This window comes from Cupriavidus sp. 207A1 (genome assembly GCF_057798955.1).
Genome location: NZ_JBYOJO010000007.1, coordinates 348,988 through 371,428 on the forward strand (window position 1 = coordinate 348,988; position 22,441 = coordinate 371,428).

General features: G+C 68.4%; 21 protein-coding genes and 1 tRNA gene. 12 read left to right on the plus strand and 10 right to left on the minus strand.

What is annotated here, in order from left to right; genetic code table 11:
- Window positions 1-94 precede the first annotated feature (94 nt).
- The 10 genes from AC3FMM_RS15830 to AC3FMM_RS15875 all read right to left on the minus strand — a co-directional run bounded on the left by AC3FMM_RS15830 (window position 95) and on the right by AC3FMM_RS15875 (window position 9,411).
- The gene (locus tag AC3FMM_RS15830) at window positions 95-892 is read right to left on the minus strand and encodes an arginyltransferase (protein WP_115709098.1); all 798 of its coding nucleotides are present in this window, start codon (window positions 890-892) and stop codon (window positions 95-97) included.
- A 79-nt stretch (window positions 893-971) separates the two neighbouring features.
- Window positions 972-1,724 carry a leucyl/phenylalanyl-tRNA--protein transferase gene (aat, locus tag AC3FMM_RS15835; protein WP_116312428.1) on the minus strand — a complete coding sequence of 251 codons (753 nt, stop codon included), beginning with the start codon at window positions 1,722-1,724 and terminating at the stop codon, window positions 972-974.
- A 40-nt stretch (window positions 1,725-1,764) separates the two neighbouring features.
- Window positions 1,765-2,349 (minus strand): NUDIX hydrolase, encoded by a 585-nt coding sequence (locus AC3FMM_RS15840; RefSeq protein WP_062798246.1) that lies wholly within the window; start codon window positions 2,347-2,349, stop codon window positions 1,765-1,767.
- Between the two features lie 195 nt (window positions 2,350-2,544).
- Window positions 2,545-2,620: transfer RNA gene (locus AC3FMM_RS15845), tRNA-Met, on the minus strand.
- A 122-nt stretch (window positions 2,621-2,742) separates the two neighbouring features.
- Window positions 2,743-3,495: an RES family NAD+ phosphorylase gene (locus tag AC3FMM_RS15850; protein ID WP_488686914.1), complete on the minus strand. Its 753-nt coding sequence runs from the start codon at window positions 3,493-3,495 to the stop codon at window positions 2,743-2,745.
- Entirely contained in the window at window positions 3,455-3,844 is a 390-nt protein-coding gene (locus tag AC3FMM_RS15855; RefSeq protein WP_488686915.1) for an antitoxin Xre/MbcA/ParS toxin-binding domain-containing protein, read from the minus strand. The genes AC3FMM_RS15850 and AC3FMM_RS15855 overlap by 41 nt, the downstream gene beginning before the upstream one ends.
- Window positions 3,845-3,952: 108 nt before the next feature.
- Entirely contained in the window at window positions 3,953-5,197 is a 1,245-nt protein-coding gene (gene boxA / locus AC3FMM_RS15860) for a benzoyl-CoA 2,3-epoxidase subunit BoxA (RefSeq protein ID WP_488686916.1), read from the minus strand.
- Window positions 5,198-5,210: 13 nt separating this feature from the next.
- Window positions 5,211-6,635: a benzoyl-CoA 2,3-epoxidase subunit BoxB gene (gene boxB, locus AC3FMM_RS15865; RefSeq protein WP_488686917.1), complete on the minus strand. Its 1,425-nt coding sequence runs from the start codon at window positions 6,633-6,635 to the stop codon at window positions 5,211-5,213.
- Window positions 6,636-6,664: 29 nt separating this feature from the next.
- Complete coding sequence (gene boxC / locus AC3FMM_RS15870; protein ID WP_326346857.1) at window positions 6,665-8,362, minus strand: 2,3-epoxybenzoyl-CoA dihydrolase; 1,698 nt, start codon at window positions 8,360-8,362, stop codon at window positions 6,665-6,667.
- Between the two features lie 101 nt (window positions 8,363-8,463).
- Window positions 8,464-9,411, minus strand: a complete 948-nt coding sequence (locus tag AC3FMM_RS15875; protein WP_116312433.1) for a helix-turn-helix transcriptional regulator — start codon at window positions 9,409-9,411, stop codon at window positions 8,464-8,466.
- A gap of 286 nt (window positions 9,412-9,697) precedes the next feature.
- Here AC3FMM_RS15875 and AC3FMM_RS15880 point away from each other — a divergent pair, with 286 nt between their 5' ends.
- From AC3FMM_RS15880 to AC3FMM_RS15935, 12 genes are all read left to right on the plus strand, one after another.
- A complete protein-coding gene (locus tag AC3FMM_RS15880; protein WP_488686918.1) occupies window positions 9,698-11,311 on the plus strand; it encodes a benzoate-CoA ligase family protein in 1,614 nt (537 codons plus the stop codon).
- 34 nt (window positions 11,312-11,345) lie between these two features.
- Window positions 11,346-12,161 (plus strand): alpha/beta fold hydrolase, encoded by an 816-nt coding sequence (locus tag AC3FMM_RS15885; RefSeq protein WP_240987708.1) that lies wholly within the window; start codon window positions 11,346-11,348, stop codon window positions 12,159-12,161.
- Between the two features lie 121 nt (window positions 12,162-12,282).
- Window positions 12,283-13,488: an ABC transporter substrate-binding protein gene (locus AC3FMM_RS15890; protein ID WP_115709118.1), complete on the plus strand. Its 1,206-nt coding sequence runs from the start codon at window positions 12,283-12,285 to the stop codon at window positions 13,486-13,488.
- 101 nt (window positions 13,489-13,589) lie between these two features.
- The gene (locus AC3FMM_RS15895) at window positions 13,590-14,456 is read left to right on the plus strand and encodes a branched-chain amino acid ABC transporter permease (RefSeq protein ID WP_025582061.1); all 867 of its coding nucleotides are present in this window, start codon (window positions 13,590-13,592) and stop codon (window positions 14,454-14,456) included.
- Between the two features lies 1 nt (window position 14,457).
- Window positions 14,458-15,537 carry a branched-chain amino acid ABC transporter permease gene (locus AC3FMM_RS15900; protein WP_115709120.1) on the plus strand — a complete coding sequence of 360 codons (1,080 nt, stop codon included), beginning with the start codon at window positions 14,458-14,460 and terminating at the stop codon, window positions 15,535-15,537.
- A complete protein-coding gene (locus AC3FMM_RS15905) occupies window positions 15,534-16,304 on the plus strand; it encodes an ABC transporter ATP-binding protein (RefSeq protein ID WP_116312435.1) in 771 nt (256 codons plus the stop codon). The genes AC3FMM_RS15900 and AC3FMM_RS15905 overlap by 4 nt, the downstream gene beginning before the upstream one ends.
- The gene (locus AC3FMM_RS15910) at window positions 16,301-17,041 is read left to right on the plus strand and encodes an ABC transporter ATP-binding protein (protein ID WP_115709124.1); all 741 of its coding nucleotides are present in this window, start codon (window positions 16,301-16,303) and stop codon (window positions 17,039-17,041) included. The genes AC3FMM_RS15905 and AC3FMM_RS15910 overlap by 4 nt, the downstream gene beginning before the upstream one ends.
- 330 nt (window positions 17,042-17,371) lie before the next feature.
- Window positions 17,372-19,270, plus strand: coding sequence for a potassium transporter Kup (locus AC3FMM_RS15915; protein WP_115709126.1), 1,899 nt, complete (start codon window positions 17,372-17,374; stop codon window positions 19,268-19,270).
- 445 nt (window positions 19,271-19,715) lie between these two features.
- Window positions 19,716-20,132, plus strand: a complete 417-nt coding sequence (locus AC3FMM_RS15920; protein ID WP_488686919.1) for a hypothetical protein — start codon at window positions 19,716-19,718, stop codon at window positions 20,130-20,132.
- Window positions 20,133-20,255: 123 nt separating this feature from the next.
- Window positions 20,256-21,344 carry an alpha/beta fold hydrolase gene (locus tag AC3FMM_RS15925; RefSeq protein ID WP_115709130.1) on the plus strand — a complete coding sequence of 363 codons (1,089 nt, stop codon included), beginning with the start codon at window positions 20,256-20,258 and terminating at the stop codon, window positions 21,342-21,344.
- A 172-nt stretch (window positions 21,345-21,516) separates the two neighbouring features.
- Window positions 21,517-21,957 carry an Hsp20/alpha crystallin family protein gene (locus AC3FMM_RS15930; protein WP_115709132.1) on the plus strand — a complete coding sequence of 147 codons (441 nt, stop codon included), beginning with the start codon at window positions 21,517-21,519 and terminating at the stop codon, window positions 21,955-21,957.
- A gap of 15 nt (window positions 21,958-21,972) precedes the next feature.
- Entirely contained in the window at window positions 21,973-22,395 is a 423-nt protein-coding gene (locus AC3FMM_RS15935) for an Hsp20/alpha crystallin family protein (protein ID WP_115709134.1), read from the plus strand.
- The last annotated feature ends 46 nt before the right edge of the window (window positions 22,396-22,441 follow it).

Here is a 22,441-nt window from a genome sequence, read left to right on the forward strand (position 1 = left end):
GCCGGGGCGGCGCGGAAGTCGGGACCAGGGCGGCATTGTAGCGGCTGGCCCGTCCGCGAGGGCGGCCGTGGCGGTGGCCCGCGGCCGAGCCGGGCTACGGCTGCGTCGCGGGCGGCACCGGCGCAGCGGCTTCCGGGGCTTCGGCGGCGACGTCCTCGAACGCGTGCCAGTGGTTGCCGGTCAGCACCTGCAGCGGCCGGAAGCGCGCCTTGTAGGCCATCTTGCGGCTGTCGGCGATCCAGTAGCCCAGGTACAGGTGCGGCAGGCCTAGCGCATGGGTCTGGCGGATCTGCCACAGGATGTTGTAGGTGCCGTAGCTGGCGTTGCGTTCGAGCGGATCGTAGAAGGTGTAGACCGACGACAGCCCGTCGTCGAGCACGTCGATCATGCTGACCATGCGCAGCCGGCCGGCCTCGGGCGAGCCGGGGGGGTCGCGGAACTCGACCAGGCGCGAGTTGACGCGGCTCTGCAGCAGGAACTGCTCGTACTGGTCGCGGCTGTCCTGGTCCATGCCGCCGCCGGCATGGCGCATCGACTGGTACAGCAGGTACAGCGAATAGTGCTCTTCGACGTAGGTCAGCGGCGCCACCAGCGCCTGCAGGTGCTGGTGGCGGTTCCATGCGCGGCGCTGCGAGCGGTCCGGGGTGAACTGATCGACCAGCACCCGGCACGGCGTGCAGGCGTGGCAATCGTCGCAATAGGGCCGGTAAGTGAAGATGCCGCTGCGGCGGAAGCCCGCGCGCACCAGGCGCGAATAGACGTCGGCATTGATCAGGTGCGCCGGCGTGGCCACCTGGGAGCGCGCCATGCGCCCGTCGAGATAGCTGCAAGCGTAGGGCGCCGTGGCATAGAACTGCAGCGCGGACAGCGGTAGTTCCTTCAGCTTGCTCATGACTCAGGGTGCTCCGGGGCGGGACGGCGCGGTTGGCACGGTGGTCCGCAGCGTCAGCGTCGGCACCCGTGCCAGGGATTCAGGCTGCCGGCGCGGCGGGTGTCCCGGCCCAGCGCTCCAGCACCGATTTGTCGAACCGCCACGGACTGATCGCCGGCTGTGCCGTTGCCGCGCGCACATGTGCCACGAATTCGGCGCGGGGGATGGGGCGCGCACCCAGCGAAGCCAGGTGGTCGGTTTCCTGCTGGCAGTCTATCATCGCCACGCCGTGGTTGCCGAGGAACGCGCACAGCGCCGCCAGCGCGATCTTGGACGCGTCGGTGCGGTGCGCAAACATCGATTCGCCAAAGAACATCCGCCCCAGCGCCACGCCATACAGGCCGCCGACGCGCTCGCCGCGGTACCAGCTCTCGACCGAGTGCGCCAGGCCGTTGCGGTGCAGGGTGCCGTACGCGGCGACGATGGCATCGGTGATCCAGGTGCCGTCCTGGCCCTCGCGCGGCGTGCTCGCGCAGGCGCGCATCACCGCCAGGAAATCGTGGTCGACGCGGATTTCCCAGTCGGCATCGCGCAGCACGCGCCGCAGCGTCTTGCGCAGGTTGGCCGAGACGCGCAGCGCCGGCGGCGCCAGCACCATGCGCGGATCGGTGCTCCACCACAGCACCGGCTGGCCGCTCGAATACCACGGGAAGATGCCTTGGCGATACGCCAGCAGCAGCCGCTGCGGCGACAGCTCGCGGCTGGCGGCAAGCAGGCCGGGGGCCTCGGAATCCGGCCCGAGCGCGTGCTCGACCGGGGGAAACGGATCTTGCGGGTCCAGCCAGGCAATCATGCGGGCTGCGCCGGAGGGCGGTGCGCGGCGGGCCTGCCGCTCAGGGCGTGACCGTGGCCCGGCTGGTCAGCGGGCGCATGGGCTTGTCGATGTCCAGGCTGTGCAGCCGGAAGCTGCCGTCCTGCAGCCGGCCGGCGGCGCGGTCGGCAAAGAAGCAGCGCAGGGTATGGATCACGGTGGGGAAGGCCAGTTCATCCCAGGGCACATCGGCCTCAGCCACCAGCTTCACTTCCAGGCTTTCCTCGCCGGGCGCGATGTCGAGGTCGTCGAGCGTGGCGAGGTAGAACAGGTGCACCTGGTGCACATGCGGCACGTTCAGGATCGAGAACAGCTCGCCCACCTGCACGCGCGCGCCGGCTTCTTCCAGGGTTTCGCGCGAGGCCGCCTGGGCGGTGGTCTCGCCGATCTCCATGAAGCCCGCAGGCAGGGTCCAGAAGCCGTAGCGGGGCTCGATCGCGCGCTTGCACAGCAGGATCTTGTCTTCCCAGACCGGGATGGTGCCGACCACGTTGCGGGGATTGACGTAGTGGATGGTGCCGCAGTTGTCGCAAACGCTGCGCGGGCGGTTGTCGCCGTCAGGCACGCGCAACACGACCGCATGACCACAGTTCGAGCAGAATTTCATGAGGGGCGTCCGGGAGAATGGCGAAAGTGTATCACCCCCGCCGAGAGCACCGGCGGGCCGTAGGAGCGGTGGTGCACCATCGGTCGGCATGCCGCAGCGGCACCCGCGCGACGCGGGTTGGCGGCACCAAACAAAAAACCCGCCGAAGGCGGGTTTGTCTGCGTCGACGGCGTCACAGATAAGCATCTGTGCGGTTGGTTGCGGGGGCAGGACTTGAACCTGCGACCTTCGGGTTATGAGCCCGACGAGCTGCCAACTGCTCCACCCCGCGTCCGTCGAAGAAAAGATTATATGGCATCTGGTTGCGCAATGCAACACCTGTTTAACAAAACCTGTGGGCGATGCGCATTGCCACATGCCATAACGATTAGATCGCCGCGGCGGGGCAGAGGTTCAGCGCGCCTCGGGGGTATCGCTTGTGCGCTGCCACAGCGCGGCCTCGAACTCGAAGCTGTCGCGCTGCTGCAGGTCGTCGCGCTGCCAGATCACGCGGTCGCGGCGCACGGTCAGCATCCACGTGGTGGTGGCGAGCGGTGTCGGGTGCGAGAACGCGCGCGGCGTCAGCACCGCGCCGCAGGGCCCGTGCTGCGGATCGCGCACCGAGGTGTAGCGGATCATGCCGAGGCCGGCTTCGCGCACGATGCGGCCGAACGCCTGGCAGGGTTCGTGGTTGTCCGGATCGGTCCAGGCGGCGCGGTCGCGGTCGAACGGCGGCTGGTCGAGCGCCACCCCGGAGGTCTCGACCCGCACTTCGAACAGCGTCTGCGCGCGTGCGTCGATGCGGGGTAGCGCCGGGCTGTCGTTGAGAAAGCGCCAGCGCCAGTAGCCGAGCTCGGCGCAGGCGGTGCGGATCTCGTTGGCGCCATAGAACACGCCCGGGTCCTGGCTGGCGCGGAAGCGCGAGCCCCACGGGGAGGACGGGTAGCGGAACGGGGTGAACAGCAGATAGTGCAGATGGCGTGCCTCCAGGGGCACGGCCGGCTTGCCGGCGTCGAGCACCGCTTCCAGCACCGCCTGTTCCTCCAGGCTGTCGACCAGCGGCATGGTGGAGACCACATGCTGGGCTTCCACCGCCCGCCACAGCGTGAGCGCGAACTGCCGGCGCTCAGATGCGACCGCGGGTGGCGTCCAGGTAGTGAACGACACGGACCAGACCTTCGGTTGTGCGGATCAGTTCAAGCGGCTTGGCGCCCAGCGCGAGGTTGTCGTTGGTCAGCCACAGGCGGGCCTGGTCGCCGTGGCCCAGGATGGCGTCGAGCGAGCGGAACAGGCGCACGAACAAGACGCCGAACTCCCACTCCTTGCGGTGCGCGTCGAGCACATAGCCGCCCGACGCCATGCGCGAGACCGAGGCGGTGCTGATGCCCAGCACGCTTGCCACCATGGCCTGGCTGATGCCCAGGAAGCCCGCGGCGCGCATGACCGCCTTGGTCAGCGTGGTGCCGGGGTCGGGGCCGCCGGCGGGATCGGTTTCGGGAATCCGCCTCGATTGCATCGCCTATGCTCCTGTTTCTTCAGAAAGATTATAGGCGATGAATTTCAGAAGGGAAGGGGCTGCCCCAAAAGATCCGTGGCGCCGCGCGGGCGGTTGCCCGGGTCGCGGCTAATAGGTTTCGATATGCAGCCGTCCTTCGGCCTTCATGGTGGTTTCCAGCGCCTTCCAGTTAAGACCGGCGCCGGCGCAGACCGTTTCAAATGCCGCCAGCACGCCTTCCTCCATGCCTTTCAGGCCGCAGATATAGACATGGCCGTTGGCGTCGCCAAGCAGCGCGGCAACGCTGTCGGCGGCTTCGCGGATCGCGTCCTGGACATAGCGGCGCGGCGTGGCCGGGTCGCGCGAGAAGGCGAAGTGGATGTCGAGGAAGTCCCTGGGCAGCTTCAGCAGCGGGCCGAAGTAGGGCAGTTCGGCGGCATTGCGCGCGCCGAAGAACAGCAGGCGACGCCCGCTGAATTGCGCCAGGTTGCGGCGCATGCGCTCGGTCATGGCGCGCATCGGTGCCGACCCGGTGCCGGTGCAGATCATCATCACGCTGGCCTCGGCGTGGTTGGGCATCAGGAAGGTCGAGCCGAACGGGCCCACCACCTGCACCGTGTCGCCCTTGGCCAGGTCGCACAGGTAGTTCGACGCCACGCCGCGCACCGCCTTGCCGTCGTGGTCCTGCTCGACCCGCTTCACCGTCAGCGCGAGGTTGTTATAGCCCGGGCGCTCGCCGTCGCGCGGGCTGGCGACCGAATACATGCGGATGTAGTGCGGCTTGCCGGCGGCATCGGTTCCGGGTGGCACGATGCCGATCGACTGGCCCTCCAGGATCGGGAAAAAGTGGGTGCCGAGATCCAGCACGATATGGTGGATGTCGCTCGAGGCATCCGCGGCGGTGAGCCGGTAATTGCCGGCCACGGTGGCGGTCACCGGGACGCGCACGCCGTGCAGGTTCACATAGGGATGGGCGGCCGACCACGGTGCGCGCGGCGAGGTATGGCGGCTGGTCTCGACCGCCTGGATCGCGGCGTCGTCGGCCGTGGTGGTGCCGCTGCCGGCGGTGGCCGGCGCGGTCTGGTCCGCGCTGTCCAGCTCCGGCAACGGCAGCTCGGCCGGCAGTTCGTCCCACAGCAGCTGCGCCTCGATCGGGTAGGCCTGGCCGCGCAGCATGGTGCGCCAGTTGTCGATGGCGCCGGTCGGGCAGGGCGACAGGCAGGCGTTGCAGCCGTTGCAAACGTCGGCCCGGACCACGTAGTTGCGGTCGTCATGGGTGATGGCGTCGATCGGGCAGGTGTCTTCGCAGGTGTTGCAGCGAATGCAGATTTCCGGATCGATCAGATGCTGCTTGATGATGTCGGGGGCGCCCATGGCGTATCTGGTTTCAGTTGAAGCGCACGTATTCGAAATCCATCGGCTGGCGATTGATGCCCACCGCCGGCGGCGCGATCCAGTTGGCGTACTTGCCGGGCTCGGTGACGCGGCCCATCAGCGAGGCGACGAAGGCGCGGTCTTCGTCGGTCGCCAGCCAGTCGCGCTCGCTGGCCTTCCATTCGGCTTCCGATATCAGCCTGCCGTCGGGCGAGACATGGACGTTGGCCAGCGTGCCGATCTTGCGATTGAAGGCCTTGTGCGGCACGCTCAGGCGGAACGGGATGCCGGCCTTTTCGAAGACCTTGTTCCAGCGCGCCACGCCGCCCATGCCGTCCTTGATGTAGTCGTCGCGCAGCACTTCGTTGAGGGCGTTGAGCATCGGCACCTCGCGCTCGCCAAGGCGGCCGTCGCGCACCTCCAGCACGCGGTAGACCTCGCCCTTGAGCACATGGTCGTCGGCGCGCTTGCCCTCCTCGAAGCGTCCCTTCAGCCCCGCGCTGTAGAAGGTGGCGGCGTTCGATGACTGGTCGGCGCCGAACAGGTCGATGGTGACGCTGTAGTGGAAGTTCAGGTAGCGCTGGATGGTCGGCAGGTCGATCACGCCGGCGGCGCGCACCTCGGCCGGATCGTCGATGCCGCGCTCGCGCATGACCTCGCAGGTGCGCTGGATCACGCGCGAAACGCCCGATTCGCCCACGAACATGTGGTGCGCTTCCTCGGTCAGCATGAAGCGCGTGGTGCGCGCCAGCGGATCGAAGCCGGACTCGGCCAGCGCGCACAGCTGGAACTTGCCGTCGCGGTCGGTGAAATAGGTGAACATGAAGAACGACAGCCAGTCCGGCGTGCGTTCGTTGAAGGCGCCGAGGATGCGCGGGTTGTCCTGGTCGCCGGAGCGGCGCGCCAGCAGCGCCTCGGCTTCCTCGCGGCCGTCGCGGCCGAAATAGCGGTGCAGCAGGTACACCATCGCCCACAGGTGGCGGCCTTCTTCGACGTTGACCTGGAACAGGTTGCGCAGATCGTACAGGCTCGGCGCGCTCAGCCCGAGATGGCGCTGCTGCTCGACCGAGGCGGGTTCGGTGTCGCCCTGGGTCACGATGATGCGGCGCAGGTTGGCACGGTGCTCGCCCGGCACCTCCTGCCACGCGGCCTCGCCCTTGTGCTCGCCGAAGTGGATGCGACGCTCGGGATCGGCCGGCTGCAGGAAGATGCCCCAGCGGTAGTCCGGCATCCTGACGTGATCGAAATGCGCCCAGCCCGATGGATCGACCGACACCGCGGTGCGCAGGTACACCTCGAAGTCGTGCGAGCCATCGGGCCCCATGTCGCGCCACCAGTCGAGGAAGGCGGGTTGCCAGTGTTCCAGCGCGCGCTGCAGCGCGCGGTCGTCGGACAGGTTGACGTTGTTGGGGATCTTCTGGCTGTAGTCGATGCTCACGTCCTGGTCTCCTGTGTCTTGCGGGCGCGCTAGACGCGATCCCAGTCGAAGCGGGCCTTGTTGCCGCTGCCGAAGACCTTCAGCGCGCCGTGCTCGCCGACGGCGTTGGGGCGCTGGAAGATCCAGTTCTGCCAGGCGGTGAGCCGGCCGAAGATGCGGGTCTCCATGGTCTCGGCGCCGCCGAAGCGCAGGTTGGCTTCCAGCCCGGTCAGCGCATCCGGCGACAAGCTGGCGCGTTCCTCCAGCGCGATGCGGATCTCGTCTTCCCAGTCGATATCGTCCGGCGCCGCGGTGATCAGGCCGAGCGAATCGGCGCTGAGCGCGTCCAGCGGCGCGCCGATGTGGTCGCGCACCGGGCCCAGCGCGGCCTCGTCGCCGTAGAAGCGCGCGGCCAGCCGGGTGTGGCCGTTGGGCATGGGGTAGTGGCCGAAGTTGAGCGGCGAGACGAACACGCGCGGCGCGTCGTCGGGGGCGTCGGGCAGGTGCAGCATGTAGCTGCGGTCGGCGGCCAGCGCCAGTTCCAGCAGCGTGCCGGCAAAGCAGGAATCGGGTTCGATCAGCGCGATCAGGCTGCGCGACGACACATCCAGCCGCGCCAGCGTGCGGCGCAGCATGCCCAGCGTCTCGCGCACGAACCAGTGGCCGGCGTGCGCCTGCAGCAGGGCATCGGCCGCCATCACCGCGGCGGGGTCGCCATCGGTCTTCAGGACCCAGATGCCGAGGTCGAGATGGTTGGTGCGCAACGTCAGGATGGCGTCGTCGAGTTCGCGCGCCATCTTCAGCGGCCACCATTGCGCGCCCGCCGCGACCACGCCGGCCAGGTCGGCGGGCTGGTGCTTGTCGGGGCCGAACACGGTCAGCGTGGCCTTGCGCGCGGCGGTGTCGACGTGCACGCGCACGGTCTCGTAGCGATAGCCGTCCGGCTCGATGGTGCGCGACAGCGGCGTCAGGGTGATGCCGTGGTGGCCTTGCGGACGGTCGCTGGTCGCTGCCAGCGCCGCGGCGCGCTCGGCCACGTATTCGGCGAAGCGCGCCGGCTTGACCACCTCGTCGACCAGCTTCCAGTCCCTGGCGCGCTGGCCGCGCACGCCTTCGGTGGTGGTGCAGAAGATGTCGGCGTGGTCGCGGCGCACATGGCGCTTGTCGGTTACGCGCGTAAGCCCGCCGGTGCCGGGCAGCACCCCCAGCAGCGGCACCTCGGGCAGGCTTACCGCGGACGAACGGTCGTCGACCAGCACGATCTCGTCGCATGCCAGCGCCAGTTCATAGCCGCCGCCGGCGGTAGTGCCGTTGCAGGCGGCGATGAACTTCAATCCCGAGTGCCGGCTGGCGTCCTCGATGGCATTGCGGGTCTCGTTGGTGAACTTGCAGAAGTTGACCTTCCACGCGTGCGACGACTGCCCCAGCATGAAGATATTGGCGCCCGAGCAGAAGATGCGCTCGCGTGCGCTGGTGAGCACCACGGTGCGCACCTCGGGGTGCTCGAAGCGGATGCGCTGCAGCGCGTCGTGCAGTTCGATGTCGACGCCGAGGTCGTATGAATTGAGCTTGAGCGCATAGCCCGGACGCAGGCCGCCTTCCTCGTCGACGTCCATCGCCAGCGTGGCGATGGGGCCGTTGAAGTTCAGCTTCCAGTGGCGGTACTGGTCGGGGTGGCGCTCGAACGTGACCGGCGCGGGCGCGTCGGCCGAGCCGGGGTGCTGCGGGGCGATTGCCGGCGTGGACATGGCTGTCTCCAGAGTGCACTATCGTGCCTTGCGGCTTTTGATGAAATATAGTGCATGGAGACGGGTGGTGCAACGTCTTTGTCGGCCTGCGCCGGGGCAGCTCAGGCGCCCGCGGCCTCCAGCCGGGCGCGCAGTTGCTGCAGCGAGGCGGCGGCGTCCTGGCCGCTGGTGTCGATCGACAGGTCGGCCCGGTCATACAGCGGCGCGCGCGCTTCGAGGATACGGCGCAGGTCGGCCATGGCCTCGCGGTTGCCTTCCATCGGCCGCATGTCGCCCTGGGCCACCACGCGCGCCATGTGCTCTTCGGGCGAGGTGCGCACCCAGATGGTGTAGCACTGCGCCAGCAGCAGGTTGAAGGTGGCCGGCTCCGACACCAGGCTGCCGGGGGTGGCCAGCACCATGCGGTCGTGTTCGCGCAGGGTCCGCTCCAGCGCGCGCATTTCGTAGCGGCGATAGGCGGCCTGCCCGTACAGCGAGTGGATCTCGGACAGGCTGGCGCCTGCTTCCTGCTCGATCACGGTATTCAGTTCGACGAAGGGCACGTCGCGCACCGCGGCGAGCGCGCGCCCGAGCGTCGACTTGCCGGCGCCGCGCAGGCCGATCAGCGCGATGCGGCGGTGGCGCGCATCGCCGGACTGTTCCGGCGCCAGCGCATGGCGGCAGGCTTCGCGTACCCGCGCAAGGTCGCTGGCTGGCAATTGCGCCAGCCACTGGACCATCTGCGCGAATTCGGACGCCTGCTGGCCGTTGAGGGTGTCCACCTCGGCCAGCACCACCGGCAACGGCACATCGAGCGCGCGCGCCACCTGCCGCAGCAGCAGCACCGAGGCATTGCCGGTGCCGGTTTCCAGATTGGCCAGATAGCGTTCGGACACGGCCGCGCCGCGCGCAAGGTCCTTGCGCGACATGCCGCGCGAGGCGCGCAGCGAGCGGATGCGTTCGCCCAGCCGGGTCAGGTAGGGGTCGCGTTCGGCGTTGGCAGCGGGCGCGGCAGGGGTGTCGGCCTCGGCGGCGCTGGCGGCGGGCAGCGGTGCGGAATCGCGGCGCATGGTGTCGGTCGGGGTTGGAGGCGGCCAATGAAGGCTCGGGCAAAAGCAGGGGCGCATTATACGTTCAGCGGGGCCGCACCAAGTGGTGCCGGAGGCGGCTGCGACCGCGAACCCTGTCCTATAGTGCATTCCCTTGGTTGCATAATAGTTGATGTGAAATAAAATGCATCAACAAGCGGATTCCGGCTCCATTCCGGCCGGTCCCCATAACAGCGACTGGCCTGGTGCCGGCGCGCGCCCGCGGGGCAGTAGCGGGCCGCGGCGCGCGACCCCGAGGAGTGCAGACATGACGCCCCCCACCCTTGCCGCGGCCGCGGCCGGCACCGCTGGTGCCATTGCGGCGCCGCCGTCACGCTATAACGCCGCCGACGATCTGCTGTCGCGCAACCTCGCGGCCGGCCGCGGGGCCAAGACCGCTTATCGCGACGACACCACCGCGCTGACCTACGCCGAGCTCGACGAGCGGGCCCGCCGCTTCGCCGGCGCGCTGCGCGCGGCCGGCTTGCGCCAGGAAGAGCGCCTGTTGCTGTGCGCGCTGGATACGGTCGATTTTCCGGTGGTGTTCCTCGGCTGCCTGCTGGCCGGCGTGGTGCCGGTGGCGGTCAATACCCTGCTGACGGCCGACGACTACGCCTACATGCTCGAACACTGCGGCGCACGCGCGGTGGTGGTGTCCGAGCCGCTGCTGCAGGTGATGCAGGCCGCGATCGACAAGAGCGGGCTGTCGCCGACCGTGATCCAGGCCGCACCGCACGCCGGCGCCGCACCGTCGTGCAGCGTCGGCGCGATGCTGGCGCGCACGCGCACACCGGCAACGACTGCGAGCACCGGGCCCGACGACATGGCGTTCTGGCTCTACTCGTCCGGCTCGACCGGCCGGCCCAAGGGCACCGTGCATACCCACGCCAACCTGTTCCATACCGCCGACCTCTATGCACGGCAGGTGCTGGGCATTCGCGAGGCCGACGTGGTGTTCTCCGCGGCCAAGCTGTTCTTTGCCTACGGGCTGGGCAACGCGCTGACCTTCCCGCTGTCGGTCGGCGCCACCACCGTGCTGATGGCCGAGCGGCCCACGCCCGCGGCCGTGTTCAAACGGCTGTGCGAGCACAAGCCGACGCTGTTCTGCGGCGTGCCGACACTGTTCGCCGGCATGCTGGCCGCGCCCGAGCTGCCGGCGCGAGCGCAGGTGGCCTTGCGCGTATGCACCTCGGCCGGCGAGGCGCTGCCGCGCGATATCGGCGAACGCTTCCTGGCGCATTTCGGCTGCGACATCCTCGACGGCATCGGCTCCACCGAGATGCTGCATATCTTCCTGTCGAACCGGCCGGGCGCGGTGCGCTACGGCACCACCGGCGTGCCGGTCCCCGGCTACGAAATCAGGCTGCTCGACGAGCAGTGCCAGCCGTGCGCCGCCGGCGAGATCGGCGAGCTCTACATCAAGGGCCCGAGCGCCGCGCTGATGTACTGGTGCAACCGCGACAAGAGCCGCGAGACCTTTGTCGGCGCCTGGACCCGCAGCGGCGACAAGTATCTGCGCGATGCGGACGGCTACTACACCTACGCCGGCCGCAGCGACGACATGCTCAAGGTCGGCGGCATCTACGTCTCGCCGTTCGAGGTCGAGGCAGCGCTGGCACAGCATCCGGCCGTGCTGGAAGCAGCGGTGATCGGCGTGACGGACGCCGACGAACTGGTCAAGCCCAAGGCGTTCGTGGTACTGCGGCCCGGCCAGCAGTGGCACGACGGCATGGCGGCGGAACTGCAGGCCTTCATCAAGTCGCGCCTGGCGCCGTACAAGTACCCGCGCCAGATCGAATGCGTGCCGGAACTGCCCAAGACCGCGACCGGCAAGATCCAGCGCTTCCGCCTGCGCCAGCGCGAGCAGGCCGCGCGCGGCTGAACTTCCTTAACCGATGCAACCAGACAAGATGTCCATGCCCAGCAGCCTGGTCGAGATTCCGTTCGACAACCGCCGCATCCAGATCGAATACCAGTGGCTGCGCCCGCAGCGCGCGCAGCGCCCGCTGGTGGTGTTCCTGCACGAGGGCCTGGGCTCGGTCAGCATGTGGCGCGACTTTCCGCTGGACTTCTGCGAGGCCGGCGATTACCGCGGGCTGGTGTTTTCCCGCTACGGCTACGGTCGCTCCACGCCGCGGCCGCACGACCAGAAGTGGCGCCCCGATTTCATGCACCGGCAGGCGCGCGAGGCGTTGCCCGCGTTGTTCGATGCGCTCGAAATCGGACCCGGACGCGCGCACGGCACGCCCTGGCTGCTCGGCCACAGCGACGGCGGCTCGATCGCGCTGATCCACGCTGCCAGCTTTGCGCGTGCGGTGGCGGGCATCACCGTGCTGGCGCCCCATATCGTGGTCGAAGACCTGTCGGTGCAAAGCATCGCGGCGACGCGCCAGGCCTATCTCGAAACCGACCTGCGCGAGCGGCTGGCGCGCCACCACGCGGATGTCGATTCGGCGTTCTGGGGCTGGAACGATATCTGGCTCGACCCTGAATTCCGCGCCTGGGACCTGCGGCCGCTGCTGTCCGGCATCCGATGCCCGGTGCTGGCGGTGCAGGGCGAGGACGACGAGTACGGCACCATGGCGCAGATCGAGGGTATCCATCGATATGCCCCCCAGACCACCTTGCTTAAACTCGCGCGATGCGGACATTCGCCCCATCGCGACCAAAAAGATCCGTTGACGCTGGCCGCGGTTCGGCATATAAACGCATATACTTCAAACCTAAAATAATTCGGCTTCCCGCCGATTGCGCAGGGGTTCCCGGTGCCAGATGCGCCGGCGGCCCGTGGCAAGGGCAGGGGTGACCGGCAACGGTCCAGCGAGCCAACCGGCTTGACCACCAGGAGACACCATGCGTCGCTTCCCATCGCGCAGGCTTGCGCCTGCCTGCCTTGCCGTCGCCACCGTCTTTGCCATGGCCGGCGCGTCCGCGCAGACCGCGGCCCCCGCGACCGGCGCCCCCGCCGGCGGCAAGATCAAGGTCGGCTTCATGCTGCCGTACACCGGCACCTACGCCGCGCTGGGCAACGCCATCGAAAACGGCTTCCGCATGTACGTGCAGCAGCAGGGCGGCAAGCTGGGCGGGCGCGAGATCGAGTACTTCAAGGTCGACGACGAGTCCGATCCGGCCAAGGCGCCTGAGAATGCCACCAAGCTGGTCAAGCGCGACCAGGTCGACGTGGTGGTCGGCACGGTGCATTCCGGCGTGCAGATGGGCATCGTCAAGGTGGCCAAGGAAAACAACACGCTGCTGATCATTCCCAACGCCGGCGTCGACGAGGCCACCGGACCGCTGTGCGGGCCCAACATCTTCCGCACCTCGTTCTCGAACTGGCAGCCGGGCTATGCCATGGGCCAGGTGCTGGGCGAACGCGGCCTGAAGAAGGTGGTGACGCTGACCTGGAAATACGCTGCCGGCGAGCAGTCGGTCAAGGGCTTCAAGGAAGCGTTCGAGGCCAAGGGCGGCAAGGTGGTGAAGGAGCTGAGCCTGCCGTTCCCCAATGTCGAGTTCCAGGCGCTGATCACCGAAGTGGCATCGCTCAAGCCCGATGCCGTGTTCGTGTTCTTTGCCGGCGGGGGCGCGGTCAAGTTCGTCAAGGACTGGGCCGCGGCCGGGCTGAAGGACAAGATTCCGCTGTATGGCTCGGGCTTCCTGACCGACGGCACGCTCGAGGCGCAGGGCAACGCCGCGCAGGGCCTGGAGACCACGCTGCATTACGCCGACGGCCTGAGCAACGCGCGCGACAAGAATTTCCGCCTGGACTACGCCAAGACCTACAAGCTGCAGCCCGACGTGTACGCGGTGCAGGGCTACGATGCCGCGCAGCTGCTGGCGGCCGGCGCGACCGCGGTGAAGGGCGACATGACGCGCAAGGCCGACCTGTACAAGGCCATGGGCGGCGCCAGGATCGACAGCCCGCGCGGCACCTTCACGCTGTCCAAGGCGCACAACCCGGTTCAGGACTTCTACCTGCGCAAGGTTGACGGGCGCGAGAACAAGGTCAGTGCGGTGGCGGTGAAGGCGCTGGCCGATCCGGCGCGCGGCTGCCGGCTGTAAGCGCTTCAACACCCGCGTGTTTGCGCCCCTCTCCCAGGCGCGGGAGAGGGAGCTTGCCACCAGCATGCGTGGCGCTATCGGTTCCTTGATGTATTGCCCGCATGGACATCGTCTCCTTCCTCATCCAGTGCCTGAACAGCGTCCAGTACGGCCTGCTGCTGTTCCTGGTCGCCAGCGGCCTGACGCTGATCTTCGGCATCATGGGCGTGATCAACCTGGCCCACGGCAGCTTCTACATGCTGGGCGCCTACCTGGCCTTCACGCTGGCCGGACTGACCGGCAACCTGTTCATCGCCATCCCGCTGGGCATCGTGCTGGCGGTGGCGTTCGGCTACGTGCTGGAATGGGCCTTCTTCAGCTACCTGTACGAGCGCGACCACCTGCAGCAGGTGCTGATGACCTATGGCCTGATCCTGGTGTTCGAGGAGCTGCGCAGCATCCTGGTCGGCGATGACGTGCACGGCGTGCAGGTGCCGGCGCTGCTCGACGGCGCGCTGCCGATCGGCAATGACATGACGTATCCCGTGTACCGCCTGTTCATCTCCGCCATCTGCCTGGTGGTGGCGCTGGCGATGTACTACGTGATCCGCCGCACGCGCCTGGGCATGATGATCCGCGCCGGCGCCACCAACCGCGAGATGGTGCAGTCGCTTGGCATCAATATCACCGTGCTGTACCGCTTTGTGTTCGCGCTCGGCGTGGCGCTGGCGGTGCTGGCCGGCATGATCGCGGCGCCGGTGTCGTCGGTCTATCCCGGCATGGGCGCGCAGGTGCTGATCGTCTGCTTCGTGGTGGTGGTGATCGGCGGCATCGGCTCGGTCAAGGGCGCGCTGGTGGCGTCGCTGTTGCTGGGCTTTGTCGATACCTTCGGCAAGGTGTTCTGGCAGGAGGCAGCCGGCGTGCTGATCTACCTGCTGATGGCGGTGATCCTGCTGTGGAAGCCGCAGGGGCTGTTCAAGGCGGGGTGACATGAATCCGACGACATTGCCGGCGCGCCGGCACGCTGCGCGCAACGCCACGCTGGCCACCGCGCTGGGCTGGGTGGTGGCTTTCGCGGTGCTGGCCGGGCTGCCGCTGCTGCTGACCGCGGACAGCCACAAGTTCTATATCGAGCTGCTCAGCAAGGTGATGATCATGGCGATCTTCGCGCTCTCGCTGCAGCTGCTGATCGGCTACACCGGGCTGGTCAGCCTGGGCCATGCCGCCTATTTCGCCATGGCCGCCTACGCCACCGCCATGCTGGCGCCGCAGAGCGGCCCTGGCAACGGCTGGGTGCTGCTGGCCGGCGCGCTGGCGGCATCGGCCGCGCTGGCGCTGGTGGTGGGCGCGCTGGTGCTGCGCACGCGCGGCGTGTATTTCATCATGGTGACGCTGGCGTTCGCGCAGATGGTGTACTTCGTGTTCCACGACACCAAGGTCGCGGGCGGCAGCGACGGCACCTATATCTACTTCCGTCCGGAATTCCCCGTGCCCGGCGAGCACCTGCTGACGGTGAACGACCCGATGCACTTCTACTGGCTGGTGTGGCTGGGCCTGCTGGCGACCGTGGCGGTGCTGATGCTGGTGCTGCGCTCGCGCTTCGGCCACGCGCTGGTCGGCATCCGCCACAACGAGCAGCGCATGCGCGCGGCCGGCTATGCCACCTATCGCTACCAGCTTGGTGCCTTTGTCGCGGGCGGGCTGCTGGCGGGCCTGGCCGGGTTTCTCTATGCGATCCAGTTCGGCTTCGTCAATCCGGAAATCGCGTCGTGGCACCAGTCCGGCAACGCCATGCTGATGGTGATCCTGGGCGGCGTCGGCAGCCTCGCCGGCGCGGTGCTGGGCGCGTTCTCGTTCGTGCTGCTGGCCGAGTGGTTCAGTACCCTGACCAAGCACTGGCAGCTGCTGATGGGCGGCTTCATCATTGTCGCGGTGGCGCTGCTGCCGCGCGGGCTGGTGAGCCTGCCGTCGGTGCTGCGGCACGGACGCCGGCGCCGCCGCAATGGCGATGCCGGCTCTGGCACCGACGAAGCCGCCGCCGAGCCGCGCAGCCATACGGAGGCCGCATGAACGCGCCCGCCACCCCTATCCTGGAGGCGCAGCAGCTGACGCGCCGCTTCGGCGGCCTGACCGCCGTCGCGGGGGTCGACCTGACGCTGGCGCTGCATGAGATCCACGCCGTGATCGGTACCAACGGCGCGGGCAAGTCGACCCTGATCAATATGCTGTCCGGCGAACTGCCGCCTTCCTCGGGCCGGCTGCGCCTGAAGGGCGAGGACGTGACCGGCTGGTCGCAGCCGCGGCTGGCGCGCCATGGCGTGGGGCGCAGCTACCAGCGCAATAACATTTTCCTGCCGCTGACGGTGCGCGAGAACTGCCGGCTGGCGGCGCAGTCGCGCGCGCAGCGCGCGTGGCGGGTGTGGGAAAGCGCCCAGGGCTGCCGCACCGCCGCGACGCTGGCCGACGAGGCCATGGAGCGCGCCGGGCTGGAGCACCTGGCGGACCGGCGCGCCAGCGACCTCGCGCACGGGCAGAAGCGCCAGCTGGAAGTGGCGATGTGCCTGGCCACGCAGCCGGTCGCGCTGTTGCTGGACGAGCCGCTGGCCGGCATGGGCGCGGAAGAGTCGGCGCGGATGCTGGCGCTGCTGCGCGGCCTGCGCGAAGGCCACGCCATCCTGCTGGTGGAGCATGACATGGACGCGGTGTTCTCGGTCGCGGACCGCATCACCGTGATGGTCAACGGCGCCGTGATCGCCACCGGCAGCCCGCAGGCGATCCGCACCAACCACGAAGTCCAGGTGGCCTACCTGGGCGAGGAAGAGGACGAGGCCGCATGAACCTGCAGAACTCCGCGGCGGCTGCGGCCACGCCGATGATCGAGGCCACCGGCATCAACGCCTGGTATGGCTCCAGCCACGTGCTGCGCGACATCGACTTCACCGTCGGCGCGGGCGAGACGGTCGGGCTGCTGGGGCGCAACGGCATGGGCAAGAGCACGCTGTTGCGCACGCTGCTCGGCCACGTGCGCCAGCGCCAGGGCCGGATCCTGGTGGCCGGCCGCGATCTCTCGCGCGCGCAGCCGTTCGAGGTCGCGCGGCTGGGGGTGGCCTACGTGCCGGAGGGGCGCGGCATCTTCCCGAGCCTGTCGGTGCGCGAGAATCTGCTGATGGCGGCGCGCCAGGGCTGCAATGGCCGCAACGACTGGGACGAGGCGCGCGTGCTCGACCTGTTCCCGCGCCTGAAGGAGCGCCTGTCTCATGGCGGCCAGCAACTGTCCGGCGGCGAGCAGCAGATGCTCTCGATCGGCCGCGCGCTGATGACCAATCCTGACTGCCTGGTGCTGGACGAGGCCACCGAAGGACTGGCGCCGCGCATCGTCCGCGAGATCTGGGCCGTCATCGCCACGGTGCGGGCCACCGGTATCGCCTCGGTGGTGGTCGACCGCAATTTCCGCTCGGTGCTGGCCCACGCCGACCGTGCCGTGGTGCTGGAAAAGGGCCGGGTCGTGCTGTCCGGCCCCGCCTCTGACCTGGCCGGCAAGCCCGAAGCGCTGGACCGCTACCTCGGCGTCTGAATCGAGAGAGAAAGAGAGAGCGGCGTATAAGGCACTATTGTTGCCCTGCCGCAACGGCACTTGCGGGCGCAAGGTATCGCTGTTTTGCTCTCGCGGGGCTTGACCATCCGCCACTTCCCTCCCATCCTTCCGAAGTCACGAAAGCGGCATCCCGGTTTGCCGCAGTGGTCGATAGTCGACAGTTCCACTAGAATTGCGCGCGTTTGTGCAATGCAATAAGAACCGCACCCAGCACCGGCACCGGGCGCAGCAAGCTGTTGCGCCGGATCTGACCGGCCCGCTGCAGAGCCAACAAACCTGCCGGCGCTCCGGTCGGGCAGACCCAACTTCATGACCCAATCCACAACCAGCCACTATTTTGTCGAGAGCCCCAGCACGCGCGCGCTGGTGCTCGGCGCGGTAGGCGTCGTCTTCGGCGACATCGGCACCAGCCCGCTTTACGCCCTCAAGGAATGCTTCAGCAAGGAGCACGGCATCGCCTTCAGCACGGACGCCGTGCTGGGCGTGATCTCCATGCTGTTCTGGGCCATGATCATCGTGGTCTCGATCAAGTACGTGGTGTTCGTGATGCGGGCCGACAACGACGGCGAGGGTGGCGTGCTGGCGCTGATGGCGCTGGTGCTGCGCACCGTGGCGCCGCGCTCCGGCAAGGCCAGGGTGCTGATGATGCTGGGCATCTTCGGCGCCTGCATGTTCTACGGCGACGCGGTGATCACGCCGGCGATCTCGGTGCTGTCGGCGGTGGAGGGGCTGGAGATCGCCGCGCCGCAGCTGTCGCAATTCGTGATACCGATCACGCTGGTGATTCTGGCGGCGCTGTTTCTGATCCAGCGTCATGGCACCGCCGCGGTGGGCAAGCTGTTCGGGCCGGTGATGTTGGCGTGGTTCCTCGCGCTGGGCGCATTGGGCGTCTACAACCTGGTGCAGGCGCCGGAAATCCTGAAGGCGGTGAATCCCTACTACGGCATCACCTTCCTGGTGGAGCACTCGCTGCAGGCGTTCATCGTGCTCGGCTCGGTGTTCCTGGTGCTGACCGGGGCCGAGGCCTTGTATGTCGACATGGGCCACTTCGGCGCGCGCCCGATCCGCATCGGCTGGTTCATCCTGGTGATGCCGTGCCTGATGCTGAACTACTTCGGCCAGGGCGCGATGCTGCTGAACAATCCGGCCGGGGCCGAGAACCCGTTCTACCTGATGGTGCCGGAGCTGTTGCTGATCCCGATGGTGCTGCTGGCCACCTGCGCCACCGTGATCGCCTCGCAGGCGGTGATCTCGGGCGCGTACTCGCTGACCAGCCAGGCGATCCAGCTGGGCTTCCTGCCGCGCATGCGGGTGCGCTATACCTCGGCGGCGGAGATTGGCCAGATCTACCTGCCGGTGGTCAACTGGCTGCTGCTGGTGCTGGTGTTCGCGGTCGTGATCTCGTTCAAGAAGTCCGAGAACCTGGCGGCGGCCTATGGCATCGCGGTGACCACCACCATGGTCATCACCACCATCCTGGCGACGGTGTGCATGCGCAACGTCTGGAAATGGAACCCGGCGCTGGTCGCGGTGCTGGGCGCGGCCTTCCTGGTGGTCGACCTGTCGTTCTTCGCGGCCAACCTGCTCAAGGTCGCCGAAGGCGGCTGGTTCCCGCTGCTGCTGGGCAGCAGTGCGTTCTTCCTGCTGATGACCTGGTACAGCGGCCGCAAGCTGCTGCGCGCGCGCAGCCTGGAAGACGGCATCCCGCTCGAGCCGTTCATCGCCGGCCTGCTGGCGCACCCGCCGCACCGGGTCGAGGGCACCGCGGTGTTCCTGACCGGCAACACCGACTCGGTGCCGGTCTCGCTGCTGCACAACCTGAAGCACAACCGCGTGCTGCATGAGCGCGTGGTGTTCCTGAACTTCATCACGCGCGACGTGCCGTACGTCGACGACGACCAGCGCCTGAGCTGCAAGGACCTGGGCGGCGGCGTGTTTATCCTCAAGTCCGAATACGGCTTCAAGGAAACGCCGGACGTGCAGAAGGTGCTGGACCTGGCCGATCGCAAGCTGGACATGCATTTCGAGCTGATGGAGACCTCGTTCTTCATCGCCCGCGAATCGGTGATCCCGTCCAAGCTGCCGGGCATGCCGATGTGGCGCGAAAGCCTGTTCGCGTGGATGCACCAGAACGGCGCCAAGCCGTCGGACTTCTTCCAGATCCCGGCCAACCGGGTCGTCGAACTGGGCACCAAGGTCGAGATCTGAGCGCGCGCGGGCCGCGCCCGCCGCCCGCTCCCCCAGCCCCCGGGTCTGCGCCGCCAGGCGCCCCGGGGGCTTTTCATTTTGGGGCAATGCCCGCTGCGGGGCACAGGTCCCGGAAAACGGCCATGCGGCAGCCCGAACCGGGACCGTAGCCTCATGCGGCCAACCGACCCGCGTCCGACAATGCGTCCCTCAGCTTGTCTCAGCCCCGCGCCTTGCGGCAGTTCCCTCATCGGCGCGGCGGCCTTCCAGACTGCCCCAGCACCCCCCGGAAATCCGGAGTCCGGCGCCATGCCGCTGCCCTGATGGATCGCAGCCGGCCGGCGCCAGGCCATGGCTTGCACGGCACGGGCGATCCCGTGCAGCCGCGCCGTTTCGCCGCCGATCGCCTGAATGACGGAGCTGCCGCGGCTGACCCTGCCGCCGGCTACCGCAGTTGGAGATTGCAATGCACAGGAATCTTGCCCACACCCTCGTTGCCGCTGCCGCACTCGCCGCCGGCCTGAGCCAGCCGGCCCGCGCCGGTGCCTATGGCGAAGCGCTGGCCGCTGCCATGCCGCGCCACGCCGCCGCCCAGCGCGATGCATTTACCGAGGGCGCGCGCAGTCCGGACGCAGGGACCGCGCTGCTGCCCGTGGTGGCGCGCGGCAACCTTTCCGTGTGCCGGGTGCGCGGCTTCGACGCGAGCCAGGACGGACTGCGCAAGGCGGATCCCTATACCGACGGCGCGCGCATGGGGCGTTTCGACGTCTTCACCGAGGGCGCGCGCGCCGCCTCTCGTGACCCCTCTCGTGACCCCTCTCGTGACCCGTATACCGACGGCGCGCGCAGCGATGCGCGCGGCAGCGGGGAATGCCTGTCCTGAACCCGCGGCGGCGCTTTTGCGCCGCCCGTCCTTTGCCTAAGCTAGGGAAGTCACGCGGCGCGCCCGCATGGCGGCCGCGGCCCGCGGCCTCCGGCAGGCAGCTCCTGCCCGCGCGGCCCCGACATGCCGATGTTCAAGCAGCAGATCCGCCTGTGCACCAGCCGCGATGGCGTGCGGCTGGCCTATGCCATCACCGGCAGCGGCGCGCCGCTGGTCAAGGCGGCCAACTGGATGAGCCACCTGGAGTTCGACGTCGGCAGCCCGGTGTGGAGCCACATGATCACGGCGCTGTCCGATACGCATACGCTGATCCGCTATGACGAGCGCGGCTGCGGGCTGTCCGACCGCGACATCGAGGACCTGTCCTTCGATGCCTGGCTGCGCGATCTCGAAACCATCGTCGACGCCACCGGCGTGGACCATTTCCCGCTGCTGGGTATCTCGCAGGGCGCATCGATCGCCGTGGCCTACGCGGTGGCGCATCCGCAGCGCGTCAGCCACCTGGTGCTGCACGGCGGCTACGCGCGCGGGCGCCTCAAGCGCGACCACCTGAGCCAGCGCCTGCTGGAAGAAGCGGAGCTGATGAACAAGCTGGCCGAACTCGGCTGGGGCCAGGAGAACCCCGCCTTCCGCCAGTTCTTCACCACCCAGTTCATTCCCGGCGGCACCGCCGAGCAGCATGCCTGGTTCAATGAACTGGAGCGGGTGTCGACCTCGCCGCTGAATGCGGCGCGCTTCATGCGCGTGTTCAACGAGATTGATGTGGTGGCGCTGCTGCCGCGCGTATCGTGCCCGACGCTGGTGCTGCACGCGGTGCGCGACGCGCGCGTGCCGTTCGATGAAGGCCGCCTGATGGCCAGCGAGATTCCCGGGGCGCGCTTCGTGCCGCTGGAAAGCGGCAACCACCTGCTGCTGGAGGACGAGCCGGCGTGGCGCCGCTGGCTCGACGAGGTGCGCGGGTTCCTGCCCTTGGCGCAGCCGGCGCGCTCTCCCGCCTTCGCCGCGTTCACCGCGCTCACGCGCCGCGAGCGCGATATCGTCGAACTGATCGCGCAGGGGCGCGACAACGCGCAGATCGCTGCCCACCTCGACCTGTGCGAAAAGACCGTGCGCAACCATATCACCAGCATCTTCGCCAAGCTGGAAGTGGAAAACCGCGGCCAGGCCATCGTGCTGGCGCGCAAGGCCGGCTTCGATCGTGCCGGTGCCTGAGGCGCCGGCCAGCCTGCACCAACCCCTCTTGAAATCCTCCGGCCCGGACACTAATTAAGGATTGCCCAGCCGCTGCAGCAACGCGCTGTGGCTTCCCCGCCAGCCGGCGCGCCGGCGGCCGGGAAACAAGGCGTCCGTGCGCCTCCCCGCTGCACAGAAGGAGGATCCAACCATGAGTGACTTCATTTTCGGGACTGATCTGTTCAGTGAATTCGACCGGATGCAACGGCAAATGGCCGGCCTGTTCGGCGGCTTTCCGTCGAGCCTGCGCTCCGGGCGTTTCGGTGCGTTTCCGCCGCTCAATATCGGCACCACCGACGACTCCATCGAGATCGTGGTGTTTGCCCCGGGCCTGAAGGCGGAGCAGTTCGAGGTGTCGGTGGACAAGGGCCTGCTGACCATCAGCGGCGAGCGCGCCGCGACGCAGCCCGAGGGCGACGCCGAGGCGCGGCCCTACGCGCAGGAGCGCTTTGCGGGCAGCTTCCGCCGTGTGATCGAGCTGCCGCAGGCGGCCGACCCCGACAAGGTGCAGGCACGCTACGCCAACGGCTGCCTGTCGATCAGCGTCGGCAAGCGCGAGGCCTCGCGCCCGCGTGCCATCACCGTCAGCTAATGTGAGGAGGTAGCCATGACCGATTTGAATCAAGTCGTCCAGCGCGACCAGGCCAATGCGGCCGGGCAGGGCGGTGCCGTGGCGCAGCGCCGCGACGAGGCCCCGGCCATGACGCTGATCCCCGCCGTCGACATCTTCGAAACCGCCGCGGGCGTTACGCTGTGGGCGGACCTGCCGGGGGTGCCGCGCGAGAAGCTGGAGGTCAACGTGCACGACAGCAGCCTGCGCATCGAGGGCGAGGCGGTGCTGCCAATGCCGGCGGGCCTGCGCGTGCAGCATGCCGAGGTACGGCAGCCGCGCTATGCGCGCACGTTCACGCTCAGCCCGGACCTTGACGCGTCCGGAATCGAGGCCAACCTGCAGGATGGCGTGCTGAAGCTGACCATCCCGCGCCGCGATGAAGCGCGGCCGCGCCGGATCGAGGTCTCGGTGGGCTAAGCATGCCCGGATGCAGAACGGCGGTGCCTGGGCACCGCCGTTCTGC